12 protein-coding genes and 1 pseudogene are annotated in these 11,772 nt (G+C 65.9%); 5 read left to right on the top strand and 8 right to left on the bottom strand.

Going from position 1 to position 11,772, the window contains the following annotated elements:
* Positions 1-104 precede the first annotated feature (104 nt).
* The 3 genes from purQ to ACODSN_RS16215 all read right to left on the bottom strand — a co-directional run bounded on the left by purQ (position 105) and on the right by ACODSN_RS16215 (position 2,662).
* Entirely contained in the window at positions 105-779 is a 675-nt protein-coding gene (purQ, locus tag ACODSN_RS16225; RefSeq protein WP_489056525.1) for a phosphoribosylformylglycinamidine synthase subunit PurQ, read from the bottom strand.
* Positions 780-792: 13 nt separating this feature from the next.
* Positions 793-1,026, bottom strand: coding sequence for a phosphoribosylformylglycinamidine synthase subunit PurS (purS, locus tag ACODSN_RS16220; protein WP_489056524.1), 234 nt, complete (start codon positions 1,024-1,026; stop codon positions 793-795).
* Between the two features lie 73 nt (positions 1,027-1,099).
* Entirely contained in the window at positions 1,100-2,662 is a 1,563-nt protein-coding gene (locus ACODSN_RS16215; protein ID WP_489056523.1) for a hypothetical protein, read from the bottom strand.
* A gap of 111 nt (positions 2,663-2,773) precedes the next feature.
* Between ACODSN_RS16215 and ACODSN_RS16210 the strand changes: the two genes are divergently transcribed.
* Positions 2,774-3,526 carry a sulfite exporter TauE/SafE family protein gene (locus ACODSN_RS16210; protein ID WP_489056522.1) on the top strand — a complete coding sequence of 251 codons (753 nt, stop codon included), beginning with the start codon at positions 2,774-2,776 and terminating at the stop codon, positions 3,524-3,526.
* A gap of 18 nt (positions 3,527-3,544) precedes the next feature.
* On the opposite strand, the gene purC is transcribed toward ACODSN_RS16210, so the two are convergent.
* Complete coding sequence (gene purC / locus ACODSN_RS16205; RefSeq protein WP_489056521.1) at positions 3,545-4,327, bottom strand: phosphoribosylaminoimidazolesuccinocarboxamide synthase; 783 nt, start codon at positions 4,325-4,327, stop codon at positions 3,545-3,547.
* Positions 4,328-4,556: 229 nt separating this feature from the next.
* Here purC and ACODSN_RS16200 point away from each other — a divergent pair, with 229 nt between their 5' ends.
* Positions 4,557-5,438 (top strand): hypothetical protein, encoded by an 882-nt coding sequence (locus ACODSN_RS16200; RefSeq protein WP_489056520.1) that lies wholly within the window; start codon positions 4,557-4,559, stop codon positions 5,436-5,438.
* A complete protein-coding gene (locus tag ACODSN_RS16195; protein WP_489056519.1) occupies positions 5,407-5,859 on the top strand; it encodes a hypothetical protein in 453 nt (150 codons plus the stop codon). The genes ACODSN_RS16200 and ACODSN_RS16195 overlap by 32 nt, the downstream gene beginning before the upstream one ends.
* On the opposite strand, the gene ACODSN_RS16190 is transcribed toward ACODSN_RS16195, so the two are convergent.
* From ACODSN_RS16190 to otsB, 4 genes are read right to left on the bottom strand one after another with little or no spacing between them, the layout of a single operon-like run.
* Positions 5,837-5,968 (bottom strand): hypothetical protein, encoded by a 132-nt coding sequence (locus tag ACODSN_RS16190; protein WP_489056518.1) that lies wholly within the window; start codon positions 5,966-5,968, stop codon positions 5,837-5,839. The genes ACODSN_RS16195 and ACODSN_RS16190 overlap by 23 nt on opposite strands.
* A 9-nt stretch (positions 5,969-5,977) precedes the next feature.
* Positions 5,978-7,384 (bottom strand): alpha,alpha-trehalose-phosphate synthase (UDP-forming), encoded by a 1,407-nt coding sequence (otsA, locus tag ACODSN_RS16185; RefSeq protein WP_489056517.1) that lies wholly within the window; start codon positions 7,382-7,384, stop codon positions 5,978-5,980.
* A complete protein-coding gene (locus tag ACODSN_RS16180; protein WP_489056516.1) occupies positions 7,381-9,252 on the bottom strand; it encodes a glycoside hydrolase family 15 protein in 1,872 nt (623 codons plus the stop codon). Before ACODSN_RS16180 ends, otsA begins: the two co-directional genes overlap by 4 nt.
* A gap of 10 nt (positions 9,253-9,262) precedes the next feature.
* Positions 9,263-10,027, bottom strand: coding sequence for a trehalose-phosphatase (gene otsB, locus ACODSN_RS16175; protein WP_489056515.1), 765 nt, complete (start codon positions 10,025-10,027; stop codon positions 9,263-9,265).
* A 278-nt stretch (positions 10,028-10,305) separates the two neighbouring features.
* On the opposite strand from otsB, the gene ACODSN_RS16170 reads away from it, so the two are divergent.
* Positions 10,306-11,226 (top strand): LysR substrate-binding domain-containing protein, encoded by a 921-nt coding sequence (locus ACODSN_RS16170; RefSeq protein WP_489056526.1) that lies wholly within the window; start codon positions 10,306-10,308, stop codon positions 11,224-11,226.
* Between the two features lie 41 nt (positions 11,227-11,267).
* A pseudogene (locus ACODSN_RS16165) lies at positions 11,268-11,772 on the top strand (hypothetical protein); the annotation flags it as partial.

The following is an 11,772-nucleotide window of genomic DNA, read 5'->3' as shown; positions in this document are numbered from 1 at the left end:
ACTGATGGCCGCTTTCAGGCGTGGTGTTTCTGAATATTACGGCGCTTTCTGGTCGTTTCCGGCCATCGGCAGATGCGCTGCACTCATGCCCGGCTCGCACTTCCTCAAGCTCGCGCCAGCAGTCCTTCGACCAGTCCTTCGAACAGCCGTTTGCCGTCGGTGTTGCCGTGGGCTGGTTCGATCACCCGTTCGGGATGGGGCATGAGGCCGAGCACATTGCCGCCTTCGTTCAATATGCCGGCGATGTTGCGGGCGGAGCCGTTGATCGCGTCGGCGTAGCGGAACGCCACGCGGCCTTCGCCTTCCAGCCGGTCGAGCGTGGCGGCGTCGGCGAAATAATTGCCGTCATGATGGGCGACGGGATAGCTGATGCGCTCGCCCGCGGCGTAGCGGCTGGTGAAGGCGCTTTGGGCGTTCTCGACGGTCAGCGCCACGTCGCGGCAGACGAAATGGCCACTTGCGTTGCGCAGCAGCGCACCGGGGAGAAGGCCGGATTCGGTCAGCACCTGAAAACCGTTGCAGATGCCGAGCACGAACGCGCCGCGCTCCGCCGCCTGCGCCACTGCCTGCATCACCGGCGAGCGCGCGGCCATCGCGCCCGAGCGCAGATAATCGCCATAGGAAAAGCCGCCGGGCACGCCGATCAGGTCGATGTCGGCAGGCAGTTCGGTGTCGCGGTGCCACACCATAGCGGGCTTTTGGCCGGTCGCCGCTTCGAACGCCACCGCGAGATCACGGTCGCAATTGCTGCCCGGAAAGACGATGACCGCGCTCTTCATGGCATAGGCTCCTTCAAGCGACCTTTTCGACGCGGTAATTTTCGATGACGGTGTTGGCCAGCAGCTTGCGGCACATGGCGTCGATATCCTCGTCGCTGGTGCCGTCGGCCAGATCCAGCTCAATGAGCTTGCCCGCCCGCACGTCATTGACGCCGGCAAAGCCGAGGCCGTCGAGCGCGTGATGGATTGCGCGGCCCTGCGGGTCGAGGACGCCGCCCTTGAGGGTGATGAAGATGCGGGCTTTCATGAGGCGTCAAACTCCCTGGGTCGGCTCTCGCGCTCGCCCTAGGGGGCATGCGCCGCGCAGGCAAGAGTTATCCCTAAAAGTCCCGTCGTTCGACGCGCAGCGCGCGCCAGCCATCGGGCTTGAACAGGCGTTCGATGATCGTCCGGTCCAGATGCACCAGCGCGACCTGACGATAACCGGCCTGCGTTGGGAAACGGCCGCCCGCCAGTCGCACATCCTTGCTGCTTATCCCGCTCAGGCGATAGCCGCCGACGGGCGGATCGCCGTGGATGGGCGCGGCAAGCCGGGCGACTTGCGCGCGATAGACAAGGCGGCTCGCGAAATTATCCTCCCGCGCCGCGTAGGTGCCGGGATGGCGGCCGATATAGGCGATGGCGCGGTCTTCGAGCATTCCGGCCGGGCGCGTCGCCAGGATCGGCACGACCCCGCCGATCAGCACCAGCGCAAAAAGGGCGATGGCGCGGCGGCGCAGATCGTGCCGCGCCATCATTGCCGCCAGCGCCAGCGCCAGCCCCACCTGCGCGGCGGCGATGACGGGGAGATAATAGCGCGGCTGCGGCCGCAGGGTGAAAATCCATGTGACCGTCAGATAGCAGCCGAGCGCCACGGCGATGAGCAATGGCACGGCGTAGGGCGGCAGCTTGAGCCTGCGCCCGCGCCGCAGGAAAGGCAGCGCGATCAGCGCGCAGGCTAAAGCCACGAAGCCGAAATCGGGGTCGATCAGGAAATCGCCGATCGGGTTGATCGGCCAGTAAAGCCTGGTTGGGCCGGACGGAATCCAGCGGCTGGCAAGATCGGGGTTCAGGAAGGGACCGCCGCCGGTATAGACGCCGCCGCGCAGATGGGCGCTGAAGATGTGGAGATGATTCTCGCCGACATGGAGCCGGTAGAGCGGATCGCCGGTCAGCCACCACAGCCAGCCGACATCGGCCACGACCGGCAGCGCGAGCGCTGCCCCGAGCAGCAGATAGTCGCGGCGCGGCATCGCCGGGTTGAAGATCGCCGCCCAGACATAGCCGAGCGCGAGAAAGCCGATGGTCTCGCGCGTGACTACACCGATGCCGAGCGCGACGCCGGACAGCGTCAGCAGGCCAAGCCGCGCCGGGGTGCGCTGCGCATGCCGGGCCGCGATATAGGCGACGATGGAGATCGTGCCCATCGCCAGCTCGACGATTTCGGGGAAACAGCTTGTCGCCATCTTGTGCAGCACCGGCGACACGATGATGAGCGCGAGCCAGATGCAGGCGGTGCGCCGCCCGGTCCAGCGCGCCATCGCGATACTGCTCGTCAGGACGAACAGCGCGTAGAAGAAGCGCGGCACCGCGAGCAGGGCGGGCAGGCCGGGACCGGCGGCATGGAAGGCGAAGTCGATCGCCGCGATCAGGGGCACACGCAGCGCCCAGTGGGTCGATCCCGCGCTCGGGCCATTGCGCCACCAGTCGAGCGCGATGTCGAGATAGCGCTGGTCATCGCTCGGCCCGCCCATGAAGCCGACCGGATGCACGAACAGGCTAAGCTGGGTGAAGATGAGGGCGGCGAGGCCAAAACGGATGGCGAAGGTCCGGCTTTCACGCGCCCGGTGGAAGAAAGCGCCGCTCCCCTGGCCGCGCGCCATCGTTAATTCGCTGCCGTGCATGCCTGTTCCCAATGACTGTCGGGGTGAGACGCCGCCGCATTCCGCCGCCCGTCATGGCGCGCGCGCATTTTTCCCTTGCGCCGGGCGTCACCCCCGGCCGATGCGGTCGGGATGAGCGAGAGCCATTTTTATATTCTTTGCGCGGTTGCGGCCGTCATCCTGTCCGGCCTCGCCAAAGGAGGCTTTGCAGGTGTCGGGTCGCTGGCGATGCCGGTGATGGCGCTGGCGATCGATCCGGTGCGCGGGGCGGCGATCCTGTTGCCGATCCTGATCGTGCAGGACGCGGTCGGCGTGTGGGCCTTTCGCCGGACATGGGACGGGCAGGTGCTCAAGGTGATGCTGCCCGGCATGGCGGCGGGCGTCGCGCTTGGCTATCTGTTCGCGGCGCAGGTGTCCGAACGGGCGGTGCTGGGGGCGGTGGGCGCGATCTCGCTGGCGTTCGGGCTGCATCGACTCTGGATCGAGCGGGGCGGAGTGGTGGCGCTACCGTCGAGCGCGCCCGGCTGGACCGGCACGCTGTTCGGCGTAATCAGCGGCTTCACCAGCCAGATCGCGCATGCGGGCGCGCCACCCTTTCAGATGTGGGTGCTGCCCAAGCGCCTGCCGCGCGACATTTTCGTGGGCACGAGCGCGATCGCCTTTGCCGCGATGAACTGGATGAAATTGCCCGCCTATGCCGCGCTGGGGCAACTCAGCCCCGCCAATCTGCTGGCGACGGCGATGCTGATGCCGGTCGCGCTCGCCTCCACGGTCGCAGGCGTGTTTCTGGTACGCAAGGTCGATCCGGCGCGCTTCTATACGCTGGTCTATCTGCTGATGGTGGCGTTGGGCATCAAGCTGCTGGCCGACGCGCTCCCGGTCTGAGGGGCGCGTCGGAGCCGGTCAGTCCTTGCTGCGCTTCTTGCGATGGGTGTCGAGATCGAGGACGGTGGTGTCCAGCCCCTCGGGCAGCAGGCCAAGGCGGCGCGCAACTTCCTGATAAGCTTCGACTTCGCCGCCCAGATCGCGGCGGAAGCGATCCTTGTCGAGCTTTTCGTTGGTGACGGCATCCCACAGGCGGCAGCCATCGGGGCTGATCTCGTCGGCCAGGATGATGCGGCTGTAATCGCCGTCATAAAGCCGGCCGAACTCCAGCTTGAAGTCGATCAGGCGGATGCCGATACCGGCGAACAGGCCGCACATGAAATCGTTGATGCGGATCGCCATGTCGGCGATGTCGTGCATCTCTTCCTGCGTCGCCCAGCCGAAGCAGGCGATATGCTCTTCGGAAATCAGCGGGTCGCCCAGTGCGTCGTCCTTGTAGCAATATTCGATCAGGGTGCGGGGCAGTTGCGTGCCTTCCTCGATGCCCAGCTTCTTGCTGAGCGATCCGGCGGCGACGTTACGCACCACGACCTCGATCGGCACGATTTCGACCTGACGGACGAGCTGTTCGCGCATGTTGAGGCGGCGGATGAAATGCGTCGGCACGCCGATCTGGCCGAGCAGCGTGAAGATATGCTCGGAAATCCGGTTGTTCAGCACGCCCTTGCCGGAAATCGTGCCCTTTTTCTGCGCATTGAAGGCGGTCGCGTCATCCTTGAAATACTGGATGATCGTGCCCGGCTCCGGGCCTTCATAAAGGATCTTTGCCTTGCCTTCGTAGATCTGGCGGCGACGAGCCATGCGCGTTCCTGTCTCTTTAAAAACATTCGCCCCGGCAATCGCGAATCAAAAAGGATCAGCGGGTGCCGGGGCTGCTGGAACTGGCCCATAGAACAAAGGACCGGCGCACGCAATTGCGGGGCGCATTCGCGGCACGACGCGCGAGACAGGCGAGGGGGTTTTCAAAACCGCCGCATTAGTAGATGGCGCACCCCTCACCACGCCGCCGGCCATCAGCGAGAGACAATCCATGACCATATTGCCAGCGCGGGTCCGGCACTGGCCTGTGTTTGTGCGTGTGATCCTGTGCATCGCTCTCGCCATCGGACTGGCGGAGCGCGTCGCATGGGCGCTGCTGCGGTCCAACGGATCGTCGACCGGGGAGGCGTTCAATGTCGCAGTCGCACTGGCGCAGGGGCGCGGTTTTGCCGACGCCTTTGCGGTGGGGCAGGGGCCGACCGCGCATCTGCTGCCGTTGCCGCCCTTGCTCGCGGATGGGGTCTATCGCCTGCTCGGGGTGCAGAGCGTCGCGGCCGAAGGGGTGCTGCTGGGCTGGTCGCTGCTGCTGACATTTGCGACCTATGCGCTGTTCGCCGGGATCGCACGGCGGCTGGGCGTGTCGCTGCACGCCTGCGTCGCGGGCTTTGTGTTCCTGTGCGTCGCGCCGATCTTCACCACGGTCGAGGCATTTGATTTCCGCACATGGGAAGGCGGCATGACGATGAGCGCGGCGGGCGCTTTCTTGCTGCTCGTGCTGCGCGCCGATGCGGGGGAGCGGGACGGGACGGGCGCGCGGATCGCGTTGTGCCTGCTGCCCGCGCTGCTGCTGTTTCTTCAGCCGATGATCGGACTGGCGGCGGTGTCGGCCGGGGCGCTGCTGCTGTGGCGGGGGCGAGCGCCGGTGCGTACGGCGAGCGGGATCGCGCTGTTCCTCGCTGGCGTGGCGCTGCTGTTCGGGGCGTGGACGGCGCGCAACAGCGCGGCGATGGGGCAGCCGATCTGGCTGCGCGACAATCTGGGGCTGGAACTGGCGGTCGCCAATCACGCGGGCGCGGTGTCGCCCGCCGATCCGCGCGCCGCGTTCGACGCGGCTGGCGCAGGTGCACCCGTTCGTCAGCCCTTCCGCCTTTGATGCGATGCAGGCGGCCGGGGGTGAAATTGCCTATGCCCGGATGATGGGTGCGCAGGCGCGGGCGTGGATGGTGGCGCATCCGGGGGATGTCGCGCGGCTGTGGGCGGGCCATTTGCGGCAGATGCTGTTGCCGCCACCATGGCTGTTTCAGACGGCGCATGGTCGCGCGCTGCCGGTGATCCGGGCGATCCTGCTGGATATCGTCTTGGTGGCGGGCTGGATCGGGCTGGCCCTGTTGCTGCGCCGTCGGCGCTTTCCGGCGCTGTATCTCGCGGCGTTCCTGTTGTGGCCTCTATTAGGCTATGTGCCGTTTCAGCCGATCCCGCGCTATATCTGGCTGACCTATGCGCCGCTAGCCTATCTGGCGGCGTATGCGGCAGCAGCGGCGCTCGGCAGCGTCAGAGAACGTCGCCGAACATAGCCCAGACCATCGCGATCCACGCTATCAGCCCCACGACGCCGATGATGACTCCGGACCGGGCAAGGATGGCGGGCCACAGGCCGCTCGGTTTGTCGTCGTCATGATCCATTGGTACGGATTAACCCGCCGCCGGTTCCGGTTCAACCGGGAGCGTGTCGCGACGGGCCGCAGCGAGGCGCGAGGTGAAGCTGCTGCGCCACCAGCTGATATCCTGCGCCTCGACACTGTCCATCATCGCCCGCCAGCGTTTCTTCCGCTCGTCCAGCGGCATGGCGAGCGCACGCAGGATCGCGTCCGACATTTCCTCCGGGCTATAGGGGTTGATGAGCAGCGCGTCCTTAAGCTGCATCGCCGCGCCGGCGAAGCGCGAGAGGATGAGGACGCCGGGGTCCTCCGGGTCCTGCGCCGCGACATATTCCTTGGCGACGAGGTTCATGCCGTCGCGCAAAGGCGTCACCAGCCCGATCTTCGCGCTGCGATAGATACCGGCCAGCTTGTCGCGCGGATAGCCCTGGTTAACGTAGCGGATCGGGGTCCAGTCGACATCGCTATATTCGCCGTTGATTCGCCCCGCGAGCGAATCCAGCGTGGCGCGGATCTTCTGATAGCTGTCCACATCCTCACGGCTCGGCGGCGCGACTTGCGTCAGCACGACCTTGCGGTGATAATCCGGATGATCCTTGAGGAAGCGGGCATAGCCGGTGAAGCGTTCCTCCAGCCCCTTGCTGTAATCCAGCCGGTCGACGCCGACGATCATCGCCCGGTCCTGAAGCGAGCGGCGGATGGTTTCGAACATCGCGTTGGCGTCGTCGCTGACGGCGGCGTCGGCAAATTCGCGGGCGTCGATGCCGATGGGACAAGCGATAGCCTGAATCGTGCGGTCGCCCAGCGTTACATGATCGCCATCGACCGTCCCGCCCATTTCCCGTTCGACATAGTGGCGGAAGGATTCGAGCCATTCCTCGGTATGAAAACCCACGACATCATAGGCGAACAGCGCCTGCACCAATTTGGTGTGATGGGGCAGCGAGACGAGCAGGCGGGTGGGCGGCCAGGGGATGTGGAGGAAAAACCCCATCCGGTTCTGGTGCCCCTGATCGCGCAGCATCTGGCCGAGCGGGATCATGTGATAGTCATGGACCCAGATGATGTCGTCCGGCTCGATCAGCGGACTGATGGTTTCGGCGAAGCGGCGATTGACGCGATTATAGCCGCCTTCGAAATCGCGGGCATATTCGGCGAGGTCGATGCGGAAGTGGAACAGCGGCCACAATGTCTTGTTGGCATAGCCGTTATAATATTCGTCGATATCCTGTTCTTCGAGATCGATCGTCGCGGTCTTGACGCCCTGATCCTCGGCAAAGCCGATATGGCCGGTGAAATTTTCGGTCACTTCCCCCGACCAGCCGACCCAGATGCCCCGGCTTTCGCGCAAAGCCTGCGACAGCGCGACGGCGAGGCCGCCCTGATTGCCCGATTTGCTGGGCCTGCTGACCCGGTTGGAAATGACGATCAGTCGGCTCATCGCATGGCGCTCCACGGTTTGCTCAGCAGAACGGCGCAGTTGATGATGCCGACCAAAGAGTAGGTCTGGGGGTAGTTGCCCCATAATTCGCCCGTCGCCGGGTCGATATCCTCCGACAAAAGGCCGGCGGCGGTGCGCCGCGACAACATTTCTTCGAACAGGGCGCGGGCTTCCTCGCTCCGGCCTGTCCGGTGCAGCGCCTCGATCAGCCAGAAGGTGCAGACGTTGAACGCCGTGACCGGCTCGCCGAAATCGTCGGGAGCGCTATAGCGCAGCATGTCGTTGCCACGCCGCAGATCCGCCTCCAGCGCGGCAAGCGTGCCAAGGAATTTCGGATCATCAGCGTCGAGGAAGCGCAGGTCGAGCAACTGGAGCAGCGATGCGTCGCGGGCGTCATCCTCGAAATTGGCGGAGATGGCGTTGCTGTCGGGGCGCCAGGCGGATTCCAGGATGCGCGCCTTCATGGTCTGCGCGCGATCTTTCCAATACGCCTCCCGCTCGGTCAGGCCGAGCGCGCAGGCGGCATGGGCGAGCCGGTCCGCCGCCGCCCAGCACATCACCGCGCTGTAGCTGTGCACATGGGTGCGGGTGCGCAATTCCCACAGGCCCGCGTCGGGCGAGTCATAAACCTGCCACGCCCGCTCGCCGACCGCCTCCAGTGCGTCGAAATCGGCGACGCTCGCCATGCGCAGCAGCCGCTGGTCGATAAAGCCCTGCACCGCCGACAGGACGATCTGGCCATAGGCGTCATGCTGAACCTGGGAATAGGCGGCGTTGCCCACCCGCACCGGACCCATGCCGCGATAGCCGGGCAGCTTGTCCGCCTCCCATTCCGTGAGCGTCGCATTGCCGCGCACATCGTAGAGCGGCTGGATATGGCCGCCGCGCGCGCCATCCACGATGTTGCGCAGATAGAGAAGATAGGTTTCGAGCACGTCGAGCGCGCCCAGCCGGTTGAGCGCTTCCACCGTATAATAGGCGTCGCGCACCCAGCAGTAGCGATAATCCCAGTTGCGGCCGGAATCCGCATGTTCCGGGATGCTGGTGGTCAGCGCCGCGACGATCGCGCCGGTTTCCTCATGCTGGCAGAGCTTGAGCGTGATGGCGGCGCGAATCACCGCTTCCTGCCATTCGGCGGGAATGGCGAGGCCACGCACCCATAGCTGCCATTCCATGATGGTGTCGTCGAGCATCCGCTCGATCTCCGGCCGTAGCGCGTCGGAAAAGCTTTCGTCCGGGCCAAGGAAGAAATGCAGGTCATGTTCCAGCCGAAACCAGCTTTCCTGCGCGATCAGGCCGATGGGCGCGTCCGTCGACAGGCGCATCGCCATATGCGTGAGGACGAGACGGATATGGTTGGACCCGTAGGTGATCGGCACCTCCTCCGCATTCCAGGCGGTGGTCGGGCGCAGCCGGACGCGGACGCGCGGGCTGCCCGCGACCGGGCGAGCGATGCGGGCGAAGGCGACGGGGCGATAGATGCGGCCCTTGCGCCGGTGGCGGGGGCAGAAATCATAGACCTCTATGGCATTGCCCTGCGCATCGGTCTGGCGCGTCACCAATATCGGGGTGTTGCGGATGTAGCGCTGGGTGATCTCGACGCAATTTTCGAGGTCGATGGCCCAATAGCCCTTCGCCTGATCCCAGTCCTTGTCATCGAGCAGCGCCGAAAAAAGCGGGTCGCCATCGACGCGGGGCACGCAGGCCCAGATCATGCGTCCCGCGCGGTCGATCAGGGCGGACGCCTGACAATTGCCGATGGGCCAAAGATCGAGCGACCGATCGGTTGTGGCGGCTTTGGCGGATAGACTGTCGCTTGTATCGTTGATCGTCGCGCCCCTTATGCTGCTGTTTTTCGGGGGCGACATTCATCGACCGTCAGGTCAGGCCGGTCGCTCCCTGAGCGAGATAATGCCTGACGGCGGCAACCTGTTCCAACGACCATGCCGCCAATGTCGATCTTTGCGGCCCCACGAGGATGCCGCTGCCGCCCAGTTGCGTGGCGGCGGCGAAGCCTTCCTCATCGGTCACATCGTCGCCGATAAAGAGGGGGACGCCGCCGTGCATCGGCGCGCGCGTCATCAGTGCGCGAACCGCGCTGCCCTTGTCCGCGCCGCCGGGGCGCAGTTCGAACAGCATCTTGCCGGGCTGGACGACCAGCCCTTGTTCGGCGGCGATGGCGTGGGCCAGATCGCCCGCCGCCGCGCCCCATTGCGGCGCGCCGCGAAAATGCAGGCCGACGCTCAGCGGTTTGCGCTCGACCAGCAGGCCGGGCTTGTCGGTGCTAAACTCCTCGAACAGCCGGGTCGCGGCATTCACCGCAGGCAGGCGCGCGGGGCCTTCGACCGCATGGCCGGGCTGCGCGACCTCCAGCCCGTGCGTGCCGGCGATCAGGAAATCGGCGAAACCCAGCGACCGCAGGGTGGCTACCGCCCGGCCGCTGACGATCGCGAGCCGCCCGTCGAGCGTATCGCGCAGCCGCGCCAGCATCGCGATCAGGGCCGCATCCACCAGCACGGCGTCGGGGGTTTCGGCGATCGGCGCGAGCGTGCCGTCGAAATCGAGGAACAGCGCCGCGCCGCTCAGCAGGGCGAGCGGCGGCGGCGGGAGGTCGGGAGAAGCGGAAAGGCGGGATTCGGACACGGTGGCACAGTGGCGCGCGGGCAAGATTTGGCAAGCCCCGCCTTTCGCAAGAGGCTGTCTTTTATGCGTTGCACGGCGGTTCCGCCCGCCATGGCGCCGACCAGGCGGCACGGTGCAGGGCGCAAAAGGCCTGCATGATGGTTCGAAACATGAATGTCATTCCTTATACTGTGAAGCAGCGGGACGGTGCCGTTCCGCTGCCGTTCCATTGCCGCTTTTCCCTAAGGTTCGCCAACAAAAGGCTGGACATGGTAAATAAGCCCTCCTTATCTATCTCCATGTCCTCGCTGCCCCCGCTTTCCGCCGTGCGCGTGTTCGAAGCCGCCGCGCGGCTGGAAAATTTCACCGCCGCCGCGCGCGAACTCGGCATGACGCAGGCGGCGGTCAGCTATCAGGTGAAGCTGCTGGAGGAACGGCTCGGCCTCAGCCTGTTCCAGCGGGCGGGCCGCAAGGTCGCGCTGACCGACAAGGGGCGTGAGATCGCCCCGGTCGTGATCCGCGCGATGGATCAGATGCGGCAGGGCTTCGCCGCGCTGGCGCAGGATCATGCCACCGTTCTGACGATAAGCTGCACCAACAGTTTCGCCCATCTGTGGCTGGCCGCCCGGATCGGCGCGTTCCAGATGCTCCATCCGGGGCTGGCGGTGCGCATCCGTGCGACCGACGCGATGGTGGAGTTTGCGCGGGACGGTATCGACGTGGCGGTGCGCGATGGCGTGGGTCCGTGGCCGGGGCTGGAGGCGAAGCATCTGACCTTCAACCGGCTGGTGCCGTTGTGCAGCCCCGGCTGGCTGGCGGCGAACGGGCCGATCGCCGATGCGCGCGCGCTGCTGGCCATGCCCTTGCTGTCGCCCGGCGATCTGTGGTGGCGGGACTGGTTTTCCGCCGTGGGGGTCGAAAGCCACGGGCCATCTGCGCGCCCGGCCCTTGCGCTCGACAGTCAGGCGATGGAGGGGCGGGCGGCCATGGCGGGGCAAGGGGTCGCCATCGTCAAAAAATATCTGTGGAAGGCGGAGATCGAGGCCGGACTGCTGGTGGAGGCCGTGCCATCAGACATGCGCGAACAGGCGAGCTACTGGGTCGTCTACCCGCCCCATGCCCGCAATACGCCCAAGGTGAAGGCGTTTCGCGACTGGATCAGCGCGCAGTTCGCTGCCGAGATCGCCGCCGACCCGGAAGGGCATTATCTGCCGCGCTGATCCGCCTTTCGCGGCGGCTGTCCGCGCGATAGGAGGCGGATATGACCGCATCATCCCGCTGGCGCACCATCGTCCCTTTCCTGCCGCTTGTCGCCGCGCTGGTGGGGTCGCTGGCCTATTGGCCCGGCCTCGTCACATGGGATTCGCTGCGACAATATGATCAGGCGCTGAGCGGCGCGTTCGACGATTGGCATCCGCCCGCGATGGAATGGATCTGGCGGCAGTGTCTGGGGCTGGCGCATGGGCCTGCGCCGATGCTGGTCCTGCAACTCGCGCTATACGGTGCGGGATTTGTACTGCTGATCCGCGCGCGGCTTGCCGCCGGGCGGCGGGGATGGGCCATGCTGAGCGCCTGTTGCGCGCTCCAGCCGATTGTGATCGCGCTGATGGCGACGATCATCAAGGACAGTCTGATGACCGGCGCGCTGCTCTGCGCCGTGGGGCTGGTGATGACGGCCGAGCGGGCGGCGGGGACTGGCCGCGCCCATGCCGCGCGGGTCGGCGCGCTGCTGCTGTGCCTGTTTGCGGCGACATTGCGGTTCAATG

Source organism: Sphingobium sp. FG11 (genome assembly GCF_057809915.1).
This window is presented reverse-complemented; position numbering and strand designations above follow the sequence as displayed.

Bases quoted from the DNA above. Each gene is read 5' to 3' on its own strand.
- purC (WP_489056521.1), bottom strand. From the start codon at position 4,327: ATGGCTCGTCGCCGCCAGATCTACGAAGGCAAGGCAAAGATCCTTTAT.
- purS (WP_489056524.1), bottom strand. From the start codon at position 1,026: ATGAAAGCCCGCATCTTCATCACCCTCAAGGGCGGCGTCCTCGACCCG.
- ACODSN_RS16170 (WP_489056526.1), top strand. From the start codon at position 10,306: ATGTCCTCGCTGCCCCCGCTTTCCGCCGTGCGCGTGTTCGAAGCCGCC.
- ACODSN_RS16180 (WP_489056516.1), bottom strand. From the start codon at position 9,252: ATGTCGCCCCCGAAAAACAGCAGCATAAGGGGCGCGACGATCAACGAT.
- ACODSN_RS16190 (WP_489056518.1), bottom strand. From the start codon at position 5,968: ATGGATCATGACGACGACAAACCGAGCGGCCTGTGGCCCGCCATCCTT.
- purQ (WP_489056525.1), bottom strand. From the start codon at position 779: ATGAAGAGCGCGGTCATCGTCTTTCCGGGCAGCAATTGCGACCGTGAT.
- ACODSN_RS16200 (WP_489056520.1), top strand. From the start codon at position 4,557: ATGACCATATTGCCAGCGCGGGTCCGGCACTGGCCTGTGTTTGTGCGT.
- ACODSN_RS16215 (WP_489056523.1), bottom strand. From the start codon at position 2,662: ATGCACGGCAGCGAATTAACGATGGCGCGCGGCCAGGGGAGCGGCGCT.
- otsA (WP_489056517.1), bottom strand. From the start codon at position 7,384: ATGAGCCGACTGATCGTCATTTCCAACCGGGTCAGCAGGCCCAGCAAA.
- ACODSN_RS16210 (WP_489056522.1), top strand. From the start codon at position 2,774: ATGAGCGAGAGCCATTTTTATATTCTTTGCGCGGTTGCGGCCGTCATC.